21 protein-coding genes and 1 pseudogene are annotated in these 21,727 nt (G+C 63.3%); 8 read left to right on the top strand and 14 right to left on the bottom strand.

Annotated features, from left to right (window positions below; translation table 11 throughout):
* The first annotated feature begins 19 nt into the window (after positions 1 to 19).
* Genes AWB67_RS15045 through AWB67_RS15035 form a run of 3 tightly spaced genes read left to right on the top strand, consistent with a single transcriptional unit; the run spans position 20 to position 3,213 of the window.
* Positions 20 to 1,348: an MFS transporter gene (locus tag AWB67_RS15045; protein ID WP_087657051.1), complete on the top strand. Its 1,329-nt coding sequence runs from the start codon at positions 20 to 22 to the stop codon at positions 1,346 to 1,348.
* Between the two features lie 24 nt (positions 1,349 to 1,372).
* Positions 1,373 to 2,212, top strand: coding sequence for a transketolase (locus AWB67_RS15040; RefSeq protein WP_087657050.1), 840 nt, complete (start codon positions 1,373 to 1,375; stop codon positions 2,210 to 2,212).
* Entirely contained in the window at positions 2,209 to 3,213 is a 1,005-nt protein-coding gene (locus tag AWB67_RS15035; RefSeq protein WP_087657049.1) for a transketolase family protein, read from the top strand. Before AWB67_RS15040 ends, AWB67_RS15035 begins: the two co-directional genes overlap by 4 nt.
* Positions 3,214 to 3,253: 40 nt before the next feature.
* Here AWB67_RS15035 and AWB67_RS15030 read toward each other — a convergent pair whose 3' ends face one another.
* The 4 genes and pseudogenes from AWB67_RS15030 to AWB67_RS15015 all read right to left on the bottom strand — a co-directional run.
* Complete coding sequence (locus tag AWB67_RS15030) at positions 3,254 to 4,486, bottom strand: metal-dependent hydrolase family protein (protein WP_087657048.1); 1,233 nt, start codon at positions 4,484 to 4,486, stop codon at positions 3,254 to 3,256.
* An 11-nt stretch (positions 4,487 to 4,497) separates the two neighbouring features.
* Positions 4,498 to 5,823 (bottom strand): MFS transporter, encoded by a 1,326-nt coding sequence (locus AWB67_RS15025; RefSeq protein ID WP_087657047.1) that lies wholly within the window; start codon positions 5,821 to 5,823, stop codon positions 4,498 to 4,500.
* A gap of 120 nt (positions 5,824 to 5,943) precedes the next feature.
* A complete protein-coding gene (locus tag AWB67_RS15020) occupies positions 5,944 to 6,852 on the bottom strand; it encodes a LysR substrate-binding domain-containing protein (RefSeq protein ID WP_087657046.1) in 909 nt (302 codons plus the stop codon).
* 76 nt (positions 6,853 to 6,928) lie between these two features.
* Positions 6,929 to 7,111 (bottom strand): annotated as a pseudogene (locus AWB67_RS15015) (hypothetical protein); the annotation flags it as partial.
* Between the two features lie 52 nt (positions 7,112 to 7,163).
* Between AWB67_RS15015 and AWB67_RS15010 the strand changes: the two are divergent.
* The 3 genes from AWB67_RS15010 to AWB67_RS15000 all read left to right on the top strand — a co-directional run bounded on the left by AWB67_RS15010 (position 7,164) and on the right by AWB67_RS15000 (position 9,992).
* The gene (locus AWB67_RS15010; protein ID WP_087657045.1) at positions 7,164 to 8,348 is read left to right on the top strand and encodes a PepSY-associated TM helix domain-containing protein; all 1,185 of its coding nucleotides are present in this window, start codon (positions 7,164 to 7,166) and stop codon (positions 8,346 to 8,348) included.
* Positions 8,349 to 8,758: 410 nt separating this feature from the next.
* Positions 8,759 to 9,100, top strand: coding sequence for a DUF4148 domain-containing protein (locus AWB67_RS15005; RefSeq protein WP_087657044.1), 342 nt, complete (start codon positions 8,759 to 8,761; stop codon positions 9,098 to 9,100).
* Positions 9,101 to 9,266: 166 nt separating this feature from the next.
* Positions 9,267 to 9,992, top strand: a complete 726-nt coding sequence (locus tag AWB67_RS15000; RefSeq protein ID WP_087657111.1) for an alpha/beta fold hydrolase — start codon at positions 9,267 to 9,269, stop codon at positions 9,990 to 9,992.
* A 31-nt stretch (positions 9,993 to 10,023) separates the two neighbouring features.
* On the opposite strand, the gene AWB67_RS14995 is transcribed toward AWB67_RS15000, so the two are convergent.
* Positions 10,024 to 11,439, bottom strand: a complete 1,416-nt coding sequence (locus tag AWB67_RS14995; protein WP_087657043.1) for a cation:dicarboxylate symporter family transporter — start codon at positions 11,437 to 11,439, stop codon at positions 10,024 to 10,026.
* 23 nt (positions 11,440 to 11,462) lie between these two features.
* Positions 11,463 to 12,833: a class-II fumarase/aspartase family protein gene (locus AWB67_RS14990; RefSeq protein ID WP_087657042.1), complete on the bottom strand. Its 1,371-nt coding sequence runs from the start codon at positions 12,831 to 12,833 to the stop codon at positions 11,463 to 11,465.
* 144 nt (positions 12,834 to 12,977) lie between these two features.
* Here AWB67_RS14990 and AWB67_RS14985 point away from each other — a divergent pair, with 144 nt between their 5' ends.
* Entirely contained in the window at positions 12,978 to 13,709 is a 732-nt protein-coding gene (locus tag AWB67_RS14985) for a GntR family transcriptional regulator (RefSeq protein ID WP_087657041.1), read from the top strand.
* A 118-nt stretch (positions 13,710 to 13,827) separates the two neighbouring features.
* The gene (locus AWB67_RS14980; RefSeq protein ID WP_235025169.1) at positions 13,828 to 14,217 is read left to right on the top strand and encodes a response regulator; all 390 of its coding nucleotides are present in this window, start codon (positions 13,828 to 13,830) and stop codon (positions 14,215 to 14,217) included.
* A gap of 12 nt (positions 14,218 to 14,229) precedes the next feature.
* On the opposite strand, the gene AWB67_RS14975 is transcribed toward AWB67_RS14980, so the two are convergent.
* From AWB67_RS14975 to AWB67_RS14940, 8 genes are all read right to left on the bottom strand, one after another.
* A complete protein-coding gene (locus AWB67_RS14975; protein ID WP_087657039.1) occupies positions 14,230 to 14,517 on the bottom strand; it encodes a hypothetical protein in 288 nt (95 codons plus the stop codon).
* 17 nt (positions 14,518 to 14,534) lie between these two features.
* Positions 14,535 to 14,729 carry a hypothetical protein gene (locus AWB67_RS14970; RefSeq protein ID WP_087657038.1) on the bottom strand — a complete coding sequence of 65 codons (195 nt, stop codon included), beginning with the start codon at positions 14,727 to 14,729 and terminating at the stop codon, positions 14,535 to 14,537.
* A 457-nt stretch (positions 14,730 to 15,186) separates the two neighbouring features.
* A complete protein-coding gene (locus AWB67_RS14965; protein ID WP_087657037.1) occupies positions 15,187 to 16,266 on the bottom strand; it encodes a GlxA family transcriptional regulator in 1,080 nt (359 codons plus the stop codon).
* 65 nt (positions 16,267 to 16,331) lie between these two features.
* Entirely contained in the window at positions 16,332 to 17,132 is an 801-nt protein-coding gene (locus AWB67_RS14960; RefSeq protein WP_087657036.1) for a crotonase/enoyl-CoA hydratase family protein, read from the bottom strand.
* Positions 17,129 to 18,712: a class I adenylate-forming enzyme family protein gene (locus AWB67_RS14955; protein WP_087657035.1), complete on the bottom strand. Its 1,584-nt coding sequence runs from the start codon at positions 18,710 to 18,712 to the stop codon at positions 17,129 to 17,131. Before AWB67_RS14955 ends, AWB67_RS14960 begins: the two co-directional genes overlap by 4 nt.
* A gap of 13 nt (positions 18,713 to 18,725) precedes the next feature.
* On the bottom strand, positions 18,726 to 19,916 hold the full coding sequence (locus tag AWB67_RS14950) for an acyl-CoA dehydrogenase family protein (protein ID WP_087657034.1): 1,191 nt from the start codon (positions 19,914 to 19,916) through the stop codon (positions 18,726 to 18,728).
* 9 nt (positions 19,917 to 19,925) lie between these two features.
* Positions 19,926 to 20,789 (bottom strand): nitrilase-related carbon-nitrogen hydrolase, encoded by an 864-nt coding sequence (locus AWB67_RS14945; protein ID WP_087657033.1) that lies wholly within the window; start codon positions 20,787 to 20,789, stop codon positions 19,926 to 19,928.
* A 40-nt stretch (positions 20,790 to 20,829) separates the two neighbouring features.
* Positions 20,830 to 21,726 (bottom strand): glycine betaine ABC transporter substrate-binding protein, encoded by an 897-nt coding sequence (locus AWB67_RS14940; RefSeq protein ID WP_087657032.1) that lies wholly within the window; start codon positions 21,724 to 21,726, stop codon positions 20,830 to 20,832.
* Between the last annotated feature and the right edge of the window lies 1 nt (position 21,727).

Here is a 21,727-nt window from a genome sequence, read left to right as displayed (position 1 = left end):
GGTCGACAGGAGACAAAGCATGAAAACGAAAACTCACGCGCCGTCCGCGACGGCCGAGATGATGACGCACGCCGATTCGGCGAGCTTCGAATCTAAAACCTACGCAAAGGTCGGGCGGCGCCTGATCCCGTTCCTGATGCTGTGCTATCTCGGCGCCTATTTGGATCGCGTGAACGTGGGCTTTGCGAAGTTGCAGATGCTCAGCGACTTGCGCTTCAGCGAAACCATCTACGGCATCGGCGCCGGTATCTTCTTTCTCGGTTATTTCATCTTCGAGGTGCCGAGCAACCTGCTGCTTCACAAAGTCGGCGCGCGCAACTGGCTCGCTCGCATCATGCTGACGTGGGCGGTCATTTCAGCGTGCTTCGCCTTCGTCCAGACTCCCACTACGTTCTATGTGCTGCGCTTTCTTCTGGGCGTAGCCGAAGCGGGATTCGCACCGGGCGTCATTCTCTACCTGACGTACTGGTTCCCCGCGGCACGGCGCGCCAAGGCGCTCTCGCTCTTCTTCATGGCGATTCCGCTTGCGGGCATGATCGGTGGACCGTTGTCGGGTTACATCATGCACGCGTTCCAGGGCGTGCACGGCTTGTCGGGCTGGAAGTGGCTGTTCGTTCTCGAAGCGCTGCCTTCGCTCGTGCTCGGTGTCGCGATTCTGTTCTATCTCGACAACGGCATCGCTTCCGCGAAGTGGCTCACAGACGCCGAGAAAGCACTCCTCGCCCGCAACGTCGCCAACGACAATGCACACAAGGTGTCGCACGTTTCGATCGGTTCGTTCATCGGCGATCGTCGTCTGTGGCTGATGGCTTCGATCTACTTCTGCGTCGTGCTCGGTCAATACGGCCTCACGTTCTGGCTGCCGACGATCATCCGCAAGTCAGGCGTCGCCGATCCGCTTTGGGTGGGCATCTTCACCGCGATTCCTTACCTGTGCGCCATCATCGCGTTGCCGCTCGTCGGTGCAAGCGCGGACCGTCATCGTGAACGCCGCCTGCATCTGGCGATCCCGATGCTCGTCGCCGCAGCAGGCTTCGCCACGCTTCCGATGCTCGGTGGAGTCGGTGCGTCGCTCGTGTGTGTCAGCGTGGCTGCGGCGGGCATCCTCGCTTCATCGTCGCAGTTTTGGTCGCTGCCGACCGCGTTGCTGGGCGGCATGTCGGCCGCAGCAGGGATCGCCGCAGTGAACTGCTTCGCCAATCTTGCTGGCTTCTTCTCACCGGCCATCGTCGGGTGGCTCAACGACTTCACCGGCAAGTCGACGGCCGGGCTGATCTTCATCTCTGTTGCCATCGTGCTGGGGGCAGGGCTTGTTTTCCTCGTGCCGGCGAAATCCGTCAATCGCTAATCAACGTCAATTCAAGGAGACAACATGAACACTCCCTCATCTGCGGTGCCGCTCGCCGAGCGCGCCTATCGGATTCGCAGGAACGCCCTCTTGATGGGCGAAGTGCAGGGGCAGGGCTACATCGGTCAGGCGCTCGATATCGCCGACGTGCTTGCCGTCGCGTACTTCGGCGCGATGCGCTACCAGCCCGCGGACCCGCACTGGGAAGGCCGCGACCGCTTCCTGCTTTCCAACGGCCATTACGCGATCGCGTTGTATGCGGCGCTGCTCGAAGCCGGCATCCTGCCCGCCGAGGAACTCGAAACCTACGGCAGCGATGACAGCCGCTTGCCGATGTCCGGGATGGCGAGCTACACGCCAGGCATGGAGATGTCGGGCGGCTCGCTTGGGCACGGCCTCACGATTGCAGTGGGCCGCTGTCTCGGACTCAAGCGCAAAGGCTCTGACGCATTCGTCTACACGCTCTTCTCCGACGGCGAACTCGATGAAGGCGCGATCTGGGAAGGGATCATGTCGGCGGCGCACTGGAAGCTCGACAACCTGATCGCCATCGTCGACGTGAACAACCAGCAGGCCGACGGACCTTCGACGCAGATCATGCAGTTCGAGCCGCTCGTCGAAAAGCTCGAAGCGTTCGGCTGGTACACGCAACGCGTGGTCGGCAACGACATCGATGCCGTGAAGGCCGCCTTCGACAACGCACGCAATCATCCGAAGCCGCAGCCGCGCATCATCGTCTGCGATACGCGTATGGGTTGCGGCGTGCCGTTCCTCGAAGAACGTGAGAAGAACCACTTTATCCGCGTCGATGCCCACGAATGGCAACTGGCGCTCGCCGCACTCGAAGCAGGGAGACAAGCATGAGCGATACCACCATCACCAAGAAGCCGCGTCTGAAGACCTCCGCGATGATTGCATCGATCGCGGGCGAGGGACAGGTCACGCGTTCCGCTCCGTTCGGTCATGCGCTGGTGCAACTCGCCCGCGAAAAGACGAACGTGGTCGGCATGACCGCCGATCTGGGCAAGTACACCGACCTGCATCTTTTCGCAAAGGAATTTCCTGAACGCTACTATCAGATGGGCATGGCCGAGCAACTGCTGATGGGCGCGGCTGCGGGTCTTGCACACGAAGGCGCGCAGCCGTTCGTGACGACGTATGCCGTGTTTGCAACTCGCCGCGCGTATGACTTCATGCATCAGGCGATCGCTGAAGATAATCTCGATGTGAAGATCGTCTGCGCTTTGCCCGGCCTGACTACGGGTTATGGTCCGAGCCACCAGGCAGCGGAAGATCTTGCCCTGATGCGCGCGATGCCGAACATGACCGTGATCGACCCATGCGATGCGCTCGATACCGAGCAGATGGTCGCCGCGATCTCCGCGCACAAGGGGCCGGTGTATGCGCGCCTCTTGCGCGGCAACGTCCCCGCCGTGCTCGACGAATACGACTACAAGTTCGAACTCGGCAAGGCGAAACTGCTGCGCGACGGCACTGAAGTGCTGATCATTGCGTCGGGCATCATGACGATGCGTGCACTGGAAGTGGCGAAGGCGCTGGAAGCGGACAACGTCGGCGTGGGCGTGCTGCACGTACCGACCATCAAGCCGCTCGACACGGAGACGATCCTGCGCGAAGCCAAACGCACGGGACGCCTGGTGGTGGTCGCCGAGAACCACTCGACGATCGGCGGTCTCGGCGAAGCCGTCGCGACGACGCTGCTCACGGCTGGCGTCACGCCGATGTATCGGCAGATCGCGTTGCCCGATGAGTTCCTCGCAGCGGGCGCGCTGCCGACCTTGCATGATCGCTATGGCATCTCGACCAATGTGATGGCGACGACGATCAAGGGTTGGCTCGGTTAAGCCAAACGGGCGGTGCTTTCGACGGCACCGCCTTTTCTCTTTAGGCGCTGGCCTTCACCACTTCACCCCGCTGCAACACATACTCGATGCGTTCGCCTTGTCCCGCAACGACATTGATATCGGCCAGCGGATTGCCGTCGACGACGAGCACATCGGCAATCGCACCCACTGCGATAGTCCCCAGCTTGCCGCGCATATCGACGATATCCGCCGCGACTGTCGTCGCGCTGCGCAGCGCTTCGAGATTGCCGAGAACATCGGCGCGGATCTTGAACTCGCCGCACTGAAACGCGTGCATCTCGCCGAGCAGGTCCGAACCGAAACCCATCGCCACGCCTGCTCGCGCGTAAATCTCCAGCGACTCACGCCCCGCCTGCTGCACCGATGCGACCTTCGCAATCGAATCCGGCGGCATGCCGTATTGCGCGCCGTGCTTCGCGAGCGCATCGTAGGTGACGAGCGTCGGCACGACGAACGCTCCGTGTTCCTTCATGACCTGCGCCGCGGCCTCGTCGACGAGGTTGCCGTGTTCGATCGTGCGCACGCCGCAACGCACGGCGCGCGCGATGGAGCGACCCGTGTATGCATGCGCCATCACATACGTGTTGGCCGCTTCCGCCTCCTGAACGATCGCGCGGATCTCATCCTCCGAGTACTGCGTGTTGGCGATGGGATCGGTAGGCGACGCCACGCCGCCTGAGGCCATGATCTTGATCTGCGTCGCGCCCTTCTGAATCTCTTCGCGCACCGCGAGCCGCACGGCATCGACGCCATCGACCACGCGCGCTATCGCACCGGCCCTGAAGCAGCACGAGCACGGTTCGAGGAGATCGCCGCGCGGACGGAAGTCGCCGTGACCGCCCGTCTGCGAAAGCGCTTTGCCTGACGGGAAAATGCGCGGCCCCGGCACGAGCCCGGTTTCGACGGCCTGCATTAACGCCCAGTCTGCGCCGCCCGCATCGCGCACGCTCGTGAAGCCGCGCGAGAGCATCGCGTCGAGAATAGGCAGCGCGCGGATCGCGGCGAGGATGTTCGGCTGCGCTGCGTTCGTGCCGAGATTCGCATTCGACGCGAGCACGTGGACGTGGCAGTCGATGAAACCCGGCATCACGGTCTTGCCGCGCGCATCGATGACCCGCGCGCCCGGCAGATCGACATTGCGATCCGTTACCTCGACGATGACGCCGTCTTCGATCACGACATGATGATGATCGAGCAGGACGCCTCGCACGAGGTCGAGTACGTTGCCGCCCTGAATCACGGTGATGGTCATTGCATGGTTCCTTATCGAATCGAAGCTGACGTGCGCTTCATGTGCTTCGCGTCCTTCACATAGAACGTGCCGGCAAGACTGATGGCCGCGGCGATCATCACGTAGAACGCGGGCGCCATGTTGCTGCCGGTTCGCGCGATGAGCCACGTAATGAAGAACGGCGCAAAGCCGCCGAAGATCGTCACGGCGAAGTTGTAGGCGACCGAGAGGCCGGTCGAAAGCACCTTGGTCGGGAACAGCTCGGAGAATGCGGCGAGAATCGGACCCGTGTAGGCTGCGATCAGCACGCCGAAGACCGCCTGGAACACGAGCAGCGATCCGAGGCCGGGGGCATGGTTGATCCACGCGAACATCGGATAGGCGATCAGCAGGATCGCAAGCGCAGCGCCTGAAAGGAAGATGCGGCGGCCGTACGTATCGGCGAGTTTGCCGATCACGGGCGAGAAACACATGATCATGAGCCCGCCCATCATGCCGGCGATGAAGCCCGTCGATTGCGGCAGATGCAGCGTGCGCACCGAATACGTCGGCATGTAGAAGAGCAGCACGTAGGTGCAGACGGTCCACAGGATCACCATCGAAAAGCTGGCAAAGGTTTCGCGCGGAAAATCGGCGAGCACTTCCTTGAGCGGCGACTTGGCCTTCGCTTCCTCGGAGACCGCGCTGTACGCGGGCGTTTCGTCCATGCGGCTGCGAATGTAGTAGCCCACTGGTCCGATCAGGATGCCGAGCAGGAACGGCAGGCGCCAGCCCCAGCGATTGAGCGATTCGGTATCGAGCGAAGACGTGACGAACGTGCCCACCGCCGCGCCGAGCAGCACCGCGAAGCCGATGCTCGCCTGAATCCAGCTCGAGTAGTAAGCGCGCTTTTCAGGCGGGGCATACTCGGTCAGGAACGCGGTTGCGCCGCCCATTTCGCCGCCGGCGGAAAATCCCTGCAGCAGCCGGGCGACCACGATCAGCAGCGGCGCCGCCACGCCGATTTGTTCATACGTAGGCGCCAGTCCGATGATCGCCGTGCCGAATGCCATCAGCAGGATGGTGAGCGAAAGCGCTGCCTTGCGGCCGATCTTGTCGGAATAGATGCCGAGCACGATGCCGCCCACCGGACGCATGATGAAGCCGACGCCGAAGGTCGCCACCGCGAGCAGCAGCGACGTGAGTTCGTTGCCGGTCGGAAAGAACAGCTTCGCGATTATCACCGCGAAGAAGCTGTAGACGGTGAAGTCGAACCATTCGAGGCCGTTGCCGAGGACGGTGGCGATAATGGCTCGCCGCCGCTGCTGTGCGAGCGTTTCGACGGATATGGCCGCGTGCGGTGAAAGCGTTCCTTGCATGATGTCGTTCCTTGGGTCAGATGGAGCTGCGACGTATGACTCACATGCTAGAAGAGCATCGATTTATTTCTGAAACGAAAGATTCGCATGTTTGCATGCGTGTAGCGCATGCGAACGCGTTCAGTTTGTTGGCGGCGTCTGCGCCTGTTCGAACACCCAGCGCGTGAAAAGACGTGCAGCCTGGTTCTGCGCGCGATCGTTCGGCGACACGATGTAGTAACCGCCGCCGTGACTCGCCGACTCGCGCGTCGCGCGAACGAGAAGGCCCTCGTCGATGCACGCGTCGATCATATGGCGCCATCCGAGCACGACGCCTTGCCCGAGGATCGCCATCTGAACGAGTTGCGGGTAGTGGTTGATCGTGACGGCTTGCGGTGTCTTCTGCATCTCGACGTCATTGAGCGCGAGCCATTCGGGCCACGACATCCACTGTCGCTGGCCGTCTTCCTGCATCAGCAGCGTTTCATTCGCGAGGTCGGCGGGACTCAGCACGCGGCCGCGCAAGTAGGCGGGCGAGCAGACGGGGAACACTTCTTCGTCGAAGATGCGGCGCGCGGTGAAATGCGGCGCGACGTGCTGCCGAGCATAGTAGAGGCCGACATCGAATTCAGCCGGCGAGAGTGACGCCAGTCCATCACGCACGATCATGCGCAGCTTGATGTTCGGATAGGCCGCGCGAAAATGCGGCAGGCGCGGCGTGAGCCACAAAACCGCGACGCCCGACGAACAGGCGACTGTCAGTTCGAGATCGCCATAGCGCTTCATGACTTCGAGCGTCGCCTCCGCGCAATTGGCGAGGAGCCACTGCACATGCCCCGCGTAACTTTCTCCTGCGATCGTGAGACGCAACGACCGGTGTTCGCGCACGAAAAGCGAACGCCCGAGGAATTCCTCTAGCTGCTGTATCTGCCGGCTGATCGCGCTTTGCGTGAGATGGAGTTCGCTTGCGGCTTTGGTGAAGCTCGAATGCCGGACCGCGGCTTCGAACGCCACGAGACATTGAAGCGGGGGAAGGGGCGTGATGCGCATGACGGATGCTCGCTTTCAGACTGACGTGGACATCATATACGTCGGCCGGTCGCGAGCGCGCGCCTCTATCGCATGATCAGAAGTCAAGTCGTGCGTTGAGCGACAGCGTACGCGGCTCGCCCGGGGCGATGTAATCCGCGTACTGGAACTCCCAATAGCGGCGATTCGTCAGATTGTCGATCGCCGCGCGAAACGCGACACCGTGTCCTGCGATACGCGTCGCGTAAGTCGCGCCGAGGTTTACGAGCATGTAGCCGGGTCGCATTTCCATGAGCTATTACGCGCGTTTCGTCTGATTGATGGCTGCGGGCATGAGGCCGCTGCTCGTTTGCCTGCATCGCTGGCTCGGCGTTGCGACGGCGCTGTTCCTCTTCGTATCGGGGCTGACCGGCGCGATCATCGCGTGGGATCACGAGCTCGATGCGATGCTCAATCCGTCGTTGTTCTATGCGCACACCGATGGCGCCGCGTTGCCGTCGCTTGAACTCGCGCGGCGTGTCGAAGCCGCCGATCCGCGCGTGGAGGTCACGTATCTGCCGCTCGGCGTCGAGCCAGGCCACACGCAGCAGATGATGGTTCAGCCGCGCACCGATCCGGCGACCGGCCAGCCGTATGCGATCGGCTTCAATCAACTCGCTCTCGATCCCGCCACCGGCGAAATTCAAGCGCGCCGCGAATGGGGCGCCGTGTCGCTTGCGCGCATCGACTTGCTGCCGTTCATCGGGGGCTTCGATCTCGGGACGTGGCTGCTTGGCATCGCGGGCATCGTGTGGTTCTTCGATAGCGCGATCGCGCTGGTCCTCTCGTTTCCGAGCGTCAAGGCATGGCGCAAGTCGTTTGCGTTTCGCGTGCAGCGCGGCGGCTACGCGCTCACGTTCGACTTGCATCGCTCGGGCGGCGTGTGGATCTGGGGTCTGCTCCTGATGATGGCGCTGACGTCGATATCGATGAACCTCGGCGAGCCGGCCATGCGGCCCATCGTTTCGACGCTTTCGAAGCTCGCGCCGACGATGCTCACCAATCCCGAACTCGCGCGTTCGGCCGAAGCAGGCGCGGTGCCGCTCACGCGCGAACAGGTGCTCGTCAAGGCGGTCGTTGACGGCAAGGCGCACGGGATTGCGGAGGCGCCTGGTGCGCTGTTTTACGCGGCGCCGCTGCATGGATACGCGGTGGGGTTTTTCGCGCCGGGCCACGATCACGGCGACGTGGGCCTCGGCAACGCGTGGCTCTACTACAACGCCAACACGGGCGAGCTGGCCGGCTCGAACATTCCCGGCCGCGGCTCTGCCGGCGACATCTTCATGCAGGCGCAATTCCCGCTGCACTCGGGACGCATCATCGGACTTCCCGGACGCATTCTGATCAGCGTGGTAGGCGTCGCGGTCGCGGTGCTTAGCGCGACCGGTCTCATGATCTGGCTGCGCAAGCGCTCGGCGCGTCGCCGGGCGGCGGCGGCGCCCGTGCGCGCCGCGCGTCAAGGATCGATCACCTCCTGAGTCTTATGGCGACGTCATCGTCGCCGCGTCATTTAGAAAGACGAGCGATCCATACCTTCGTATAGGTCGCTAAGACGCGTGGCTTATCCGCTCATCCTCGGGCGTGATTCTTTACATGTGCATGGTCGCTCGACCCTGCGCTCAATCCATCTCGAAGTATCGGCTGATCCAACGATCGTTCCGCATACACGTGCCTTTGTAGCGATTGGTCTCGCATCGGCCTCGGCCTAGACTGCATTCACCGTAACGCTTCAAGCCGCAAAGCCCGAATCAAAAATTTTTTGGCAAGCGTGGAATGGATGAATCGCTAGCGGTGTTCACATCACCAGGACGGCAGATGTGTTTGCAGTGTCATTAAAACCCGATGTTCGACAAAAGAATCGCCCACCCATCTAAGGAGTATGACTGCCATGAAGAACCTCTTCGTTTGCCTCGCTGTTGCCGCCGGCGTTTTCGCCGCCCCCGCCGTGAGCTTCGCGCAATCGAACGATCCGGTCACGCGTGCGGAAGTGCGCGCTGATCTGGTGCGTGTCGAGCAGGCCGGCTACAACCCGGCGCTCGCCAGCGACCCTTACTACCCGCAAGACGTTCAAGCCGCTGAAGCGAAGATCGCCAAGCAGGACGATCAAGGCAAGCAAAGCTACGGCGGCGTCGCGGATACGTCGTCGGCATCCGGCAAACCTGCTCGCGTCGCCATGAAGTCGGCATGCGTGGGACCGGCGAGCTTCTGCAACCTGTACTTCGGAAGCTGAGTGGCCAGGTCATGATGCTGCGGCACGAGCCGTGCGCGCAGCGTCGAACCGTCCTATCACTTTAGCGTCTCACCCCTTTAGCATTTTGGAGTCACCCGTGAAACTCTTGCCGCGCGCAGCATCGGTTATCGCCTTGTCGGTTTCTTTCTTTGCATCCGCAGGCGCGATGGCGCAGGATGCTCAACCGGCCCACGGGCCTGTCAAAAACATCGTGCTCGTTCATGGTGCCTGGGTGGATGGATCGGGCTGGAAGCCGGTCTACGACATCCTGACCAAGGACGGCTATCACGTCAGCCTCGTGCAGGAACCGCTGACCTCACTCGAAGACGACGTCGCCGCAGCCAAGCGCGTGATCGATCTGCAAGACGGCCCGGCGATCCTCGTCGGCCACAGTTACGGCGGCTCCGTCATCACGGAAGCCGGCGTCGATCCGAAGATCGTCGGGCTTGTGTATGTCGCAGCGCATGCGCCGAATGTCGGCGAGGATGAAGGGTCGCTCGGCAAGAAGACGCCGAGCTATACGTCGAAACAGGCGGGTGCGGTAGAGAAGACCGCTGACGGCTACACGTACCTCAATCCCGCTGTGTTTCCGAAAGACTTCGCGGCCGATCTGCCGCTTAGCCAAGCGCAATTCGAATCGCACGGCCAGATCCTGACCGCGGCGAAAGTGTTCAGCACGCCGCTGACCGCCGCCGCGTGGACGACGAAGCCGAGCTGGGGCATCGTCGCCGCCAATGACAAGATCATCAATCCCGATCTCGAACGCTGGTACTACGAGCGGGCGCATAGCCACACGACGGTCATTCCGGGCGCAAGTCACTCGGTGTACGAGTCGCGCCCGCAGCAGGTCGCCGCTGTGATCGAGGATGCGGCGAAGCATGCTCAGCAGTAACGCCCGCTGACGTAGCGCGGGCATCGCATGCTCAACGCGTGGTGCCCGCGCTCGTCATCGAAATACCGGCAGGATGCGGATTCGCGTCGTTCATGTCTTCGGGCAGCAGGTTGCCGTCAGCGAGACTAGCATCGGCCGATGCCGTCTCCGGATAACGCTCCGGATAAAGATGCCGCTCGGCGACGCTCGCGTCATACGTGCGCGACCACTTGGCGATGACGACCGTCGCGAGGCTGTTGCCGATGGTGTTGCATGTCGCGATCGCCATCGACATGAAGCGGTACACGCCGAAGATCACCGCGAGTCCTTCGACCGGCAGGATGCCCGTCGATGTCACCGTGGCCGCGAACACGACGAACGATCCGCCCGATACCGTTGCCGCGCCCTTCGAAGTCAGCAGCATCAGCAACAGGATGCCGATCTGATGTTCGAGCGTGATCGGCACACCATACGCATGAGCGATGAACATCACGCCCATCGACATGAAGAGCGAGGTGCCGTCGAGATTGAACGCGTACCCCGTCGGCAGCACGAGGCCGACCGTCTGCTTCGCGCATCCGAGCCGTTCGAGCTTGATCAAAAGACGCGGCAGCGCGCTTTCCGATGAAGCCGTGCCGAGCACGATGAAGATCTCGTCCTTGATATAGCGCAGGAAGCGCCAGAGGGAGAAGCCCGCGAGCTTCGCGATCAATCCCATCACGACGACGATGAACAGGAACACCACGCCGTAGAAGCTGAGCACGAGCTGGGCAAGCGCGATCAGCACAGCCGTGCCATTGCTGCCCACCGAGTAAGCGACCGCGCCGAACGTGCCGAGCGGCGCGAGCTTCATCACGAGGTTGATGAACGAGAACAGCACTTCGGAGACGAGGTCGAGCCCTTCGTTGATCCGCACGCGCCGCCGTTCGGGAATCGCGAGGATGCCGATGCCGACCATCACCGCGAGCACCACCACCTGCAGCAATTCGCCCTTCGCGAACGCACCGATGAAGTTGTCCGGCACGACGTGCATGATGAACTCGGTGAAGCCCTGCGGCGCGGCTTTCGCGGCCGTCGCGGGCACGGCGCCGACTGCAACCGACGTCATGCCCTTGCCGATCTGCAGCAGGTTGCCCGCGAGCAGACCGACCATCAGCGCGATCGTCGAGACGACTTCGAAGTAGACGATCGCGCGCCAGCCGACGCGTCCCGCACTCTTCACGTCGCCGGCCGATGCGATGCCGTGCACGATCGTGAGGAACACGAGCGGCGCGACGCCCGCCTTGATCAGCGAGAGAAAGATATCGCCCATCACCTTCAGTTGCGCGGCGAACTTCGGAAAGATCAGCCCGACCGCGATGCCCAGCACGAGCGACAGCAACACTTGCATGCCGAGCTTGCGATACCACGGCAGCTTCTTCGGCGGCGCGACGATCGACTCGTCACGTGATGCGATTTCGTTGTTCATGGTGTGCTCCTCCACGTCGCGGGTCAGATGCCGCTCGACAGTTCGATGGCTCGGTCGACCATGCGCGGAGCGAGGCCGAGATAGTTGGCGGGATCGGTCATGCGATCGATCTCGGCGCGGTCGAAGTGCTTCGTGACCTCGGGCAGCGCCGCGAGCGCCTCGGCGAGCGTGCCGCCCATTTCGTTGACGGTGCGGCACGCGTCGTAGACGATGTCGTGCGCCTGCTGGCGGCCCGTGAACGGCGCCATGCCCATCATGACGGCCTCCGCGACGATCAGCCCCTTCGTGATGCCGAGGTTGTGCTTCATGCGCTCCGTATCGACGATCAAGCCGCCGAGCGCGAACTTCGCCTGATGCAGCGCGCCCGCTGACAGAATGAAACTCTCGGGGATCGCGATCCATTCCGCGTGCCACGGGCCGGTCGCGCGCTCGAAGTCCTGGATCATCGCGTCGACCATCAGGCCCGCGTGCTGGCGTACCGCCTTGGCTGCGGCGAGCATCAGTTCGCTCGAAATCGGATTGCGCTTTTGCGGCATCGTGCTGCTCGCACCGCGGCCCTTGACGAACGGCTCGTACACTTCGGCGAACTCGGTGGACGCCATGATCATGATGTCGAGCGCGATCTTGCCGAGCGAGCCCGTCACGAGTGCGAGCAGATTGACCGCTTCGGCGAAACCGTCGCGGGCGACGTGCCAGGTCGTCGCCGGGACGCCGAGCTTCAGTTCCTCGGCGAGCGCCTTCTGCACCTCGAAGCCCTTGTCGCCGAGCGATGCCAGCGTGCCTGCCGCGCCCGCGAATTCGACCACCGCCACGCGCGGCCGCAGTTCTGCGAGGCGCTGTTGATGCCGGTCGAACATCGCGAGCCAGATGACGACCTTGTAGCCGAACGTGACGGGCAGCGCCTGCTGCAAATGCGTGCGGCCGGCCATCGGCGTGTCGCGATGCTTCTTCGCAAGATCAACGAGGATCGCCCGCAACTCGCGAATGTCGCCGTCGATCACGTCGAGCGCATCGCGCACTTGCAGCGCGACCGCCGTGTCCATGATGTCCTGCGTGGTCGCGCCCCAGTGCACGTAGCGCCCGGCGTCGCCGCACATTTCGACCATCTGGTGCACGAGCGGCAGGATCGGATAGCCGACGATGTCGGTTTCCTCGCGCATGTGGTCGAAGTCGATCCGCTCAATCGTCGATTCGCGCGCGATGACCTGCGCGGCATCGGCGGGAATCACGCCGACGCGCGCCTCGGCCTTCGCCAGCGCGACTTCCACTTCGATATAGCGCTGCACGAGCGCGTGATCGGAGAAGAGCGCGCGCATCTTCGCGGTGCCGAACGCGTCACGGAACAGGATGGAATCGACCACGGTGCTGGCCATCGGAATAGTGCGACTCGTCATTGCGACCTCACGGATATGCGGGAAAGGGACGGAGCAGTCAGAGCAAAAACGCTCAATATGTCCGGACATATGCAGATTAATATGTTCGAACATATGCAACAAGCTATGATTTACCCTAGCCACGCAAAGACGCACAACACGACTATGAACAGACCGCATTTCGCCGACATCGCCCGAGAGTTGACCGAGGCGATCGCCTCCGGCCGTTATCCAGTGGGCTCGGTGCTGCCGACGGAACTCGAACTACGCGATCAGTACCAGACGAGCCGTCACACGGTGCGGGCCGCGTTGCACGAATTGCAACAAATGGGACTGGTCTCTAGGCGCAAGAACGCGGGCACGCGGGTCGAATCGGCGCGTCCGCGAAATGATTTCCGGCCGACGCTCGCCTCGGTGGATGACCTCGTGCAGTTCGGCTCGGAGCACTTGCGGCTGGTGCAATCGGTGGAGGAGATCGTCGCGGAAGGCAAGCTCGCGAAGACGTTGAAGTGCGCGGATGGCGCGCGCTGGCTACGTATATCCAGCCTGCGTATCGATGGCGGCAAGGACAGCCCGCCCGTCGGATGGACGGATGTCTACATCGATCCCGACTACATCGACGTGGCCGAAGCCGCGCGCGAAGAGCCCGGCACGCTGATCAGTTCGCTGATCGAGGCGCGCCACGGACGCAGCATCGCGGAGATCCAGCAGGGCGTGCAGGCGGTATTGGTGTCACAGGAGATGGCAGAACGGTTGCGCGTCGAAAAAGGCACGGCCGCACTCGAAATCGTGCGGCGCTATCTGGACTCGTCCGGCGCGACATTCGAGATATCGATCAGCGTCCATCCTGCCGAGCGCTTTTCAGTCGCGATGCGTCTCAAGCGGTCGGACGTCTAGCGCGGCCAAGTCCGGCTGGTATGGCGCATGCTCTATTAAAAAAAACAATGGGAGCGAAGCCATGACCTCGGACCGACATTCACATTCAGGAAGGTGTCACCCCTGGACCGAACGGCTCGTGCAGGCTGATTCGTCGCAATTGCGCGTACTGGTCGTCGATGACAACGCTAGTGCCGCCGAGGCGCTGGCAGCCTATTTATCTTTCGAGGGGATGGAGTGCCGCCTGGCATACGGCGGCACGGAGGCGATCCAGATGGGCACCGACTGGAATCCGGATGTGGTCATCATGGATATTTCGATGCCGGAGTGCAACGGATTCCAGGCAGCGCTCGCACTGCGGCACGATGAACGCACGAGTCCCATCGCGATCATTGCGTTCACGGCGCTCGATGAATCCGAGGTGCGCAGGCATCTCACGAATCACGAATTCGACGGGTACTGCCAGAAAGGGCAGGAGCCCACGCATTTGACCGCGCTCATAACGCGGCTGGCGCAGGCGCAAGGGTGAGCGCCCTGCGTTTTAAGGCGCGGCGAACGAAATGCCTTCGATCTGGCCATCGATCAGGCGTTCCGCGTAACTCGTCGATGCAAGGCGCGCTTCGCCCGATCCGTCGAACGGTTTGACTGCGGGAATCCGGAATACGCGGCTCAACGCCGGCGCGGCTCCTTGCTGTGGCCGCGTGATCCTCACCGATGCATCGAAACCTTCGTCGGGATGGCGCGCGCCATCGGCGCCGCGCGGCCGGTGCGGGTAGATGAGCGGATAGATGCCGAGGCCTCGATAAGTACGTGTGGTGTCGTCGTTCATGATGGACTTCCCTCGGTTCACTTCGCCCGCGTCACGCCGGCGCCGGCGCCGAACCATTGTTTCGCGTGCCGTATCCAGCGCATCGGCGGGACGGGTTGCAATCCGTATAGCGCAGCGGCGGCGTCGCCGTGGCGTTCGCGCTTGCTTTCATCGGTTGGCGGAAGCTTATTGCTCTCCGCGATTTCGTCGGGGTTCACTTGGTCGTCGATCATGAGGTTTCTCGGTTGTGCAATGCAAAGCATGTGGAAACGCGAGCGTGTCCACGATGTCGACTGACGGAGGAAAAGTCTGCGCGGGCAGGACACGAGGCTCGTGCCACGATCGCAACGCGCGGAAGGTCATGGTGCGCGCCTGATGCCGCGCCGACCGTCATGAAGGATGGAACGTCGATGCAACAAAGCTGCCGTGTGCATCTAACTGTTCAACAATGCGCTGAATGATGCGGGTAAGCAAGCGATATCGGCGCTTGAATGCGCCGCGAAATGTGTGGCCGCACACCGATGAATCGCGCAATGGTATGTACATTGAGCGTATCCGCCAAAGAGTGTGAGAGCCGATCCGGATAGCGTCATGGCGCGGTAGAGCACAACCCGCCGACTACTCTCCGTCGACGAAATATCCTTGAGAGGGGCCCCGCCGTTCGTTCTTCGCACGGCGGGGCTTTTTGTTTCAGGCCTCGTTCGCGTTCTTCTCCGCCTTGTCGAAACTGCTCGACTGCTGCGCACCCGCGCGCTCCTGCCCGGGCGTGCATCCGAACTTCTTCCGATAGCAGCGTCCGAGATGCGACGCGCTCGCGAAGCCGCATTGCATCGCGATATCGAAGAGCGAAAACGTCGATTCGTGCAGCAGCTTTTGCGCGGCCTTGAGCCTCAGTTCGACATAGAATTGCGACGGCCCAACCTTGAAATGACGCAGCCACACGCGCTCGAACTGTCGCGGCGAGATACCGACGAGCGACGCGATAGTCTGCACGGGCAGCGGGCGTTCGAGGTTCTGCTCCATCAGGGCGATCGCGTTCACGATGCGCCGGTCCTCGACGCTGTAGCGCCATTGAATCGCCATCCGCTGGCTTTCCTGCGACGTGCGGATGCGCGTATGCAGGAACTGGTCGGCAACATCGGCAGCGAGTTGCTGGCCGTGCCGGCGCGCGATCAGGTCGAGCATCATGTCTATGGCGGCCGTCCCGCCGCCGCACGTGAGACGGTCCCCGTCGATGCAATACAGGTCGCGCGTTATCGCCAAGGTCGGGAATTCGTCGGCGAGCGGCTTTTGCGCTTCCCAGTGGATCGTGCACGTGCGCTTGTCGAGCAGGCCCGCGCGCGCGAGGATCATCGTGCCGAGGCTGATCGCGCCGAGCGGCCGCCCGGTCGCGGCGAAGCGGCGCAGGAACTCGAAGACAGGCACGCTTCGATAGTCGGCCACGCCGATGCTCGCCACGACGAACAACTGGTCCACCTCCGGCGACGAGGTCATCGCCGCTTCGGGCTGCAGCGCGAAGCCGGAACTCGACGACACCGCTTCGCCGTCCGCGCTGATCAAATGCCAGCTATAGAGCGTCTTGCCGCTCATGCGGTTGGCGGCGCGCAGCGGCTCGGTCGCGGAGCTGAGCGCCATCATCGAGAAATTGGGTACGAGGAAGAAGCCAATGCGCTCGACGAGCGCAGGCGCATCCCCAAGAGATGCCTGCGCGCGCCGCACCGGATGCAGCGCGGCGGCGAGGGACGGGCGGTCTTCGTGCTTGCTGCGCATGGGCTCGGGAGGAACGTGCGCCGGATGGCGGCGGTCTCGAACGATACCGCCGCCATCCGTGCGAATCAATCTCCGTTATAGCGGGGCGCGCGCTTTTCGAAGGTCGCGGCGATTGCCTCGCGATGGTCCGCCGTGCGATGCGCGATGCCCTGAAACGCCGCCGACAGTTCCAGCAGACTCGGCAGGTCCATTCGCTGCCCTTCGCGCACCAGACGCTTCGACATGCGCAGCACGCCGGGCGGATTGGCGGCGATCGCGTGAGCGAGCGTAAGCGCGGCGTCGAGGAGCGCATCGTCTGGCACGACTCGCGAAACGAGGCCCCAGTCGAGCGCCTGTTGCGCATCGATCGGCGCGCCGGTGAAGATCATCTCGCACGCGCGCGAGAGGCCGATCGTGCGCGGCAGCAGCCACGCGCCGCCATCGCCGGGAATGATGCCGACCTTCGCGAAGCTCTCAGCGAACAGCGCGGTTTGCGACGCGATACGGATGTCGCACATCAGCGTCAAGTCGCAGCCGGCGCCGTGCGCCGGGCCGTTGACCGCGGCGATGCACGGCACGTCAAGTTCATGGAACGCGCGCGGAATGCGCTGGATGCCGCGCCGGTAGTTCTCGCGAATCTGCGACGAGCCGCCCGCGAACGTGCCGACGTCGTCGCGCATGTGCTTGATGTTGCCGCCCGACGAAAACGCGGTACCCGCGCCCGTCAGCACGACTGCGCGCACGCTCATGTCGCCCTGCGCGCGTTCGAGACAGCCCACGAGCGCATCGACCATATCCATTTCCGTCAGCGAATTGCGCGTCTCCGGGCGGTTCAGCGTCAGCGTGAGAACGTTGCCGTCCTGTTCGTAGCGTACCGGCTCGCTCATCCTTGTGCTCCCTGTGCGATGAAACCGTGGTAGATCGCGCCCGCGAGTTCGTGGCGCAGTACCTTGCCGCTCGGATTGAGCGGCAGGCGTTCGACGAAGAAAATCTTTTTCGGCCGTTTGTAGGCCGCGAGGTCGTCGCTTGTGCGGCAGAACGCGATGATCGCGTCCTCGGTCAGTTGCCGGTCGCTCCGCACGACGAACGCTGTCACCGCCTGCCCCCACTTCTGGTCGGGCACGCCGATCACCGCTGCTTCCTGCACGCCCGGGCAGTGATACAGCACTTCCTCGACTTCGCGCGGATAGATGTTCTCGCCGCCCGAGACGATCATGTCGTCGGCACGGCCGTGGAAGTGGAAGTATCCGCTTTCGTCGACGCTGAAAAGATCGCCGGTGTAAAGCCAGCCGCTCCTGAACTTCTTCGCGGATTCGACCGGGTTGTTCCAGTAGCTGCTCGACAACTGCGGGCCGCGCACGATCAGTTGACCGACTTCGCCGGCTTCCACGGTCTCTATCGGCGCGACGCTGCGCCCCGGATCGTTGCGCACGACGCGGCACGTGCTGATGAGCGTCGGTTTGCCGCAGGAGCCGAGGCGTGCAAGCGCGTCGCCGGGGCGCAGCAGGAGCGTGAGGCTCGCTTCCGTCATGCCGTAGCCGTTGAAGACGTTCGGACAGAACTCCTCGATCACGCGCTGCATCGTCGCGGCGGGGATCGCGGCGCCGCCGGTCGTGATCATGCGCAGGCTGCTCACGTCGGTCGATGCGAAGTCCGGATGGAACAGCATGTCCTGGATCTGCGTAGGCACGGCGAAGAGCGTCGTGATGTGGTGCGCGGCGATCGCGGCGAGCGTGCTTTCGGGGCTGTAGCGCTGCAGGATCACGTTCGCTGCACCGACCATCAGGTGCGGCACGAAATACGCCTGCATGCCGCCGACGTGATAGAGCGGCGCGATGTGCAACGCGGCGTCGTTCTCGGTCAGGCTGTACTCCATCACGCAGTTCGTCGCGATGGCGACGTCGTTGCCGTGCGTGTGGATCGCGCCCTTCGGACGGCCCGTCGTGCCCGAGGTGTAGACGAGCGCGGAGATGTCGCTGGGAGCGAGCGGCGGCAGCGGCGCATCGAAGGCTGCGACGCCGTCGATCAGCGCATCGAACGCGTGATGGCCGGCGTGAAGCGTGGCGTTGCGGTCCGCGCAAACCTGCACGCAGATGCGCAGATCGGGCAGCGCCGTCACCATTTTCTCGACGATGGGCAGCATCGAATCGTCGTAGACCAGCGCCCGCGCGCCCGCATCGCGCACGATGAACGCGGCTTCGTTCGCCGAGAGGCGGTAGTTCATCGGCACGGCGATCGCGCCGAGCAGCTGGCACGCGAGATACGCGATGGGCGTCGCCTCCGACGTTTTCTGGAAGATCGCGACGCGGTCCATTTGCCTCACGCCGAGCTCGAAGAACGCTTGCGCGAGACGGCGCACGCGGTCGTCGAGTTGCGCGTAGGTGAGGCGCGTGTCGCCGCAGACGAGGGCGAGCCTGTCCGGATATTTCGCAACCGTGTTTTCGAAAAGTGATGTGATGGTAAGCATGAGAGCCGCGCGTTCAGAGATTGATCTTGAGGTCGGGGAGATCGCGCGAGGCGATCAGGTACTTCGCCATTTCCGACGTGCCGCCGACGATGGTCAACGCGCGCGCATCGCGGTAAAGCTGCTCGGCGCGGCCGTATTCCTTCGTGATGCCGTCGCCGCCGAGAATCTGCACGGTTTCGTTCGCGCAGAAATTCGCGGTTTCGGTGGCGACGAGTTTCGCCATCGCGGCTTCCTTCATCAGTGCACGGCCGTCGATGCCCGCGTCGTACATCTTCGTCGCGCGGTAGGTGATGAGCTCGGCGGCGTCGATGCGCCAGCTCATCTGCGCGATCTTGTCCCAGATCAGTTGCTTGCAGCCGAGCGCCTGCCCGAACGCGCGGCGCGTCTGCGCGTGCTCGCGGGCGATCGCGAACGCGCTGCGCGCCACGCCGAGGCCCGAACCGCCGAGGATCGCGCGCTCGAAGTTGAACATGCCGCGCATGATGCGAAACGCGTCGCCGCGCGCGCCGAGCAGATTGCCCGCCGGCACGCGGCAATCGTCGAACTTTACCTCGCCGACGATGCAGCCGCGCCGCCCCATGAACGTGTAGTTGCGCGGAAACGAGATGCCGCGCGCGTCCTTCGGCACGGCGACCGCGGTGAGGCCTTGCTTCGCGTCGTCGCCAGCGGGCGTGGCACCGTAGACGATATAGACATCCGCCACCGACGCATTCGAGATATAACGCTTCAAGCCGTTGACGACCCATTCGTCGGTGCGCGCGTCGAACTCGACGCGCGTTTGCAGGCCCGACGCATCGCTGCCCGCGTCCGGCTCCGTCACGCAGATAGCGCCGACTGCGGCGCCGTCGAGGATCGGGCCGAGGTACGCCTCGCGCACGCGCTCGCTTGCGTGCCGATGCAGCGGATACGCGCAACTGAGCGCGGTGGCGATCGTCGTCTCGAACGCGTAGTTGATGGCGGCGGCTTCTTCGGAGAGGATTGTCGCGTGCGTGAGGCCGGGCTTGGCGAGCGTGCCCTTGTACACGTCTGCGAACATCAGGCGCAGATAGCCCGCCTCGCCGAGCGAACGCACGACGGCCTTCACGGCGTCCCAGTTCTGCCGGTCTTCGATGTCCGCCGCGCGCGGCGCGAGTTCGCGTTGCAGGAACGCGCGTACTTCGCTGCGAAATGCGCGGTCGGTGTCGTCGAGGAGAAAGTCTTGCATTGCAATGTCTCAGGTTGTTTGTTGGACTTGCGCCGCACGATGGCGCGCTGCGAACGCGAGCGAATCGCGCACAGTCGGCAGCAGAAAGCGTGCGCTTCGGAGCGCTTCGTAATCGAGTTCCGCTTCGACCAGACACTCTTCCGTGAGCGAGCCGGTAGCGAGGGTGTTGCCGAACGGATCGAGCACGCATGAGCCGCCCCAGAAACTCAACATGCCCTCCATGCCGACGCGATTCGCCATCACGATGCCCACGCCATACGTCATCGCATAAAAGCGCAGGTTGAGCTGCCACGACGACGGATTGTCGAAGCCGCCGCCCACCGCCTCGCGCGCCGAACTGATCGATGCCGCGATAAGCGTCGCGCCGCCGAGCGCGAGTTCATGCACGAGCGCGGGATTCCACAGGTCGTTGCAGATCGGATTGGCGACGCGCCAGCGATCGTCGAGCGCGAAGCTGCCGATCTCGTCGCCGGGGGCGTAGTACAGCCCGTCGCGCAGCCTGCCGTAGGTCGCGAGTTGCGCCTTGCGATGCACGTGCACGATCCGGCCGTGCGCCACCGTCGCCTGGCTGTTGTGGAACTGGCCACCCGGCGCTTCCTCGATGAAGCCGAACGACGTGTGCAACTCGCCGCTCGCTTCAGCCAGCGCGGCGAGCGCCGGATGATCGCGCCGCATCGCGAGACGCAGCGCGTCCTTGCCGGCGCTGTGCCCGCATAGCGACAGTTCCGGAAAGACGAGGAGACGCACGCCAGCGGCGCGCGCGGCGTCGATCGCGTCGAGGTGCTTGTGCAGGTTCGCGTCGAGATCGCCGTAGACGGTGTCGATCTGTGCGGCAGCGACTTTCAGCAACGTGGTGGACTGGATGGAAGACATGATCGCGATGCTTTAAGAGTTCGTCAGGTGGGAACGCCGCTCAGATCAAGCCCGATTCCTTGAGGAAGCCGCGCGCGACTTCGCTGAAGGACTTCTTCTGCACGTCGACGGAGGCGTTCAGGCGCGCCATCGTCGGGCCATCGAGCTTCGCCGAGAGTGAATTGAGGAGCGGGCCGAGTGCCGGATTCGCATCGAGTGTCGCCTTGCGGATGACGGGCGTGAGCGCATACGACGGGAAGAAGCCCTTGTCGTCCCGCAATAGCACGAAGTTGAACGCGGGGACACGGCCGTCCGTTGCGAAGACGAGCGCGATGTCAACTTGACGGTCTTTCAGCGCCTGATATGTGAGGCCCGAGTCCATCCGCTTGACCTGGTCCTGATCGAAGTTGAAGCCGTAGGTCTTCTGCAGTGGACGCAGGCCGTCGGGCCGCGCGTAGAACTCGGAGTTGCATGCAATCGTCAGCTTCTTGCCGCCGTTTACTGCCTTCGCGAGATCGCTTAGCGTCGCAATGCCGAGCTTCTTCGCGTCGTCGCCGTTCATCGCGAACGAGTACGTGCTGTTCGCCTGCGACGGGTTCAGCCACACGAGGCCCTTGGCCGCGTCGAGTTCCTTGACGCGCTTGTACGTGCCGGCTGGATCGAGCCGGTCGGTCACCTTGTTGAACGTGATGAGCGAAGTGCCGGTGTATTCCCAGTACACGTCGATCTGGCCGTTCTCCTGCGCCTGGCGCAGCACGGCGCTGCCCATGCCGTCCTTCTTCGTGACCGTGAAGCCCTTGGCTTCGAGCAGCTCGCTCGTCATCTCGGCCATCAGTTGCTGTTCGGTGAAGTTCTTGCCGCCTACGACGACGTTCGCGGCGTGCGCGGTCATCATGGCGCAGGAAAGCGCGGCTGTGGCGAAAAGGGCGCTGAAACGCGCGATGATTGAGGTCTTCATG

It is taken from the genome of Caballeronia terrestris (assembly GCF_001544515.1).
In the GTDB taxonomy this organism is placed as follows: Bacteria; Pseudomonadota; Gammaproteobacteria; order Burkholderiales; family Burkholderiaceae; genus Caballeronia; species Caballeronia terrestris.
The sequence above is the reverse complement of the archived record's forward strand: the minus strand, read 5'-3'. Positions and strand labels throughout refer to the sequence as shown.

Coding starts and splice junctions, on each gene's coding strand:
- AWB67_RS14970 (WP_087657038.1), bottom strand. CDS start 14,729: ATGATCGACGACCAAGTGAACCCCGACGAAATCGCGGAGAGCAATAAG.
- AWB67_RS15035 (WP_087657049.1), top strand. CDS start 2,209: ATGAGCGATACCACCATCACCAAGAAGCCGCGTCTGAAGACCTCCGCG.
- AWB67_RS14965 (WP_087657037.1), bottom strand. CDS start 16,266: ATGCGCAGCAAGCACGAAGACCGCCCGTCCCTCGCCGCCGCGCTGCAT.
- AWB67_RS15045 (WP_087657051.1), top strand. CDS start 20: ATGAAAACGAAAACTCACGCGCCGTCCGCGACGGCCGAGATGATGACG.
- AWB67_RS14985 (WP_087657041.1), top strand. CDS start 12,978: ATGAACAGACCGCATTTCGCCGACATCGCCCGAGAGTTGACCGAGGCG.
- AWB67_RS14975 (WP_087657039.1), bottom strand. CDS start 14,517: ATGAACGACGACACCACACGTACTTATCGAGGCCTCGGCATCTATCCG.
- AWB67_RS14960 (WP_087657036.1), bottom strand. CDS start 17,132: ATGAGCGAGCCGGTACGCTACGAACAGGACGGCAACGTTCTCACGCTG.
- AWB67_RS15010 (WP_087657045.1), top strand. CDS start 7,164: ATGAGGCCGCTGCTCGTTTGCCTGCATCGCTGGCTCGGCGTTGCGACG.
- AWB67_RS14990 (WP_087657042.1), bottom strand. CDS start 12,833: ATGACGAGTCGCACTATTCCGATGGCCAGCACCGTGGTCGATTCCATC.
- AWB67_RS15000 (WP_087657111.1), top strand. CDS start 9,267: ATGGCGCAGGATGCTCAACCGGCCCACGGGCCTGTCAAAAACATCGTG.
- AWB67_RS14950 (WP_087657034.1), bottom strand. CDS start 19,916: ATGCAAGACTTTCTCCTCGACGACACCGACCGCGCATTTCGCAGCGAA.
- AWB67_RS15005 (WP_087657044.1), top strand. CDS start 8,759: ATGAAGAACCTCTTCGTTTGCCTCGCTGTTGCCGCCGGCGTTTTCGCC.
- AWB67_RS15040 (WP_087657050.1), top strand. CDS start 1,373: ATGAACACTCCCTCATCTGCGGTGCCGCTCGCCGAGCGCGCCTATCGG.
- AWB67_RS14955 (WP_087657035.1), bottom strand. CDS start 18,712: ATGCTTACCATCACATCACTTTTCGAAAACACGGTTGCGAAATATCCG.
- AWB67_RS15020 (WP_087657046.1), bottom strand. CDS start 6,852: ATGCGCATCACGCCCCTTCCCCCGCTTCAATGTCTCGTGGCGTTCGAA.
- AWB67_RS14945 (WP_087657033.1), bottom strand. CDS start 20,789: ATGTCTTCCATCCAGTCCACCACGTTGCTGAAAGTCGCTGCCGCACAG.
- AWB67_RS14940 (WP_087657032.1), bottom strand. CDS start 21,726: ATGAAGACCTCAATCATCGCGCGTTTCAGCGCCCTTTTCGCCACAGCC.
- AWB67_RS15025 (WP_087657047.1), bottom strand. CDS start 5,823: ATGCAAGGAACGCTTTCACCGCACGCGGCCATATCCGTCGAAACGCTC.
- AWB67_RS14995 (WP_087657043.1), bottom strand. CDS start 11,439: ATGAACAACGAAATCGCATCACGTGACGAGTCGATCGTCGCGCCGCCG.
- AWB67_RS15030 (WP_087657048.1), bottom strand. CDS start 4,486: ATGACCATCACCGTGATTCAGGGCGGCAACGTACTCGACCTCGTGCGA.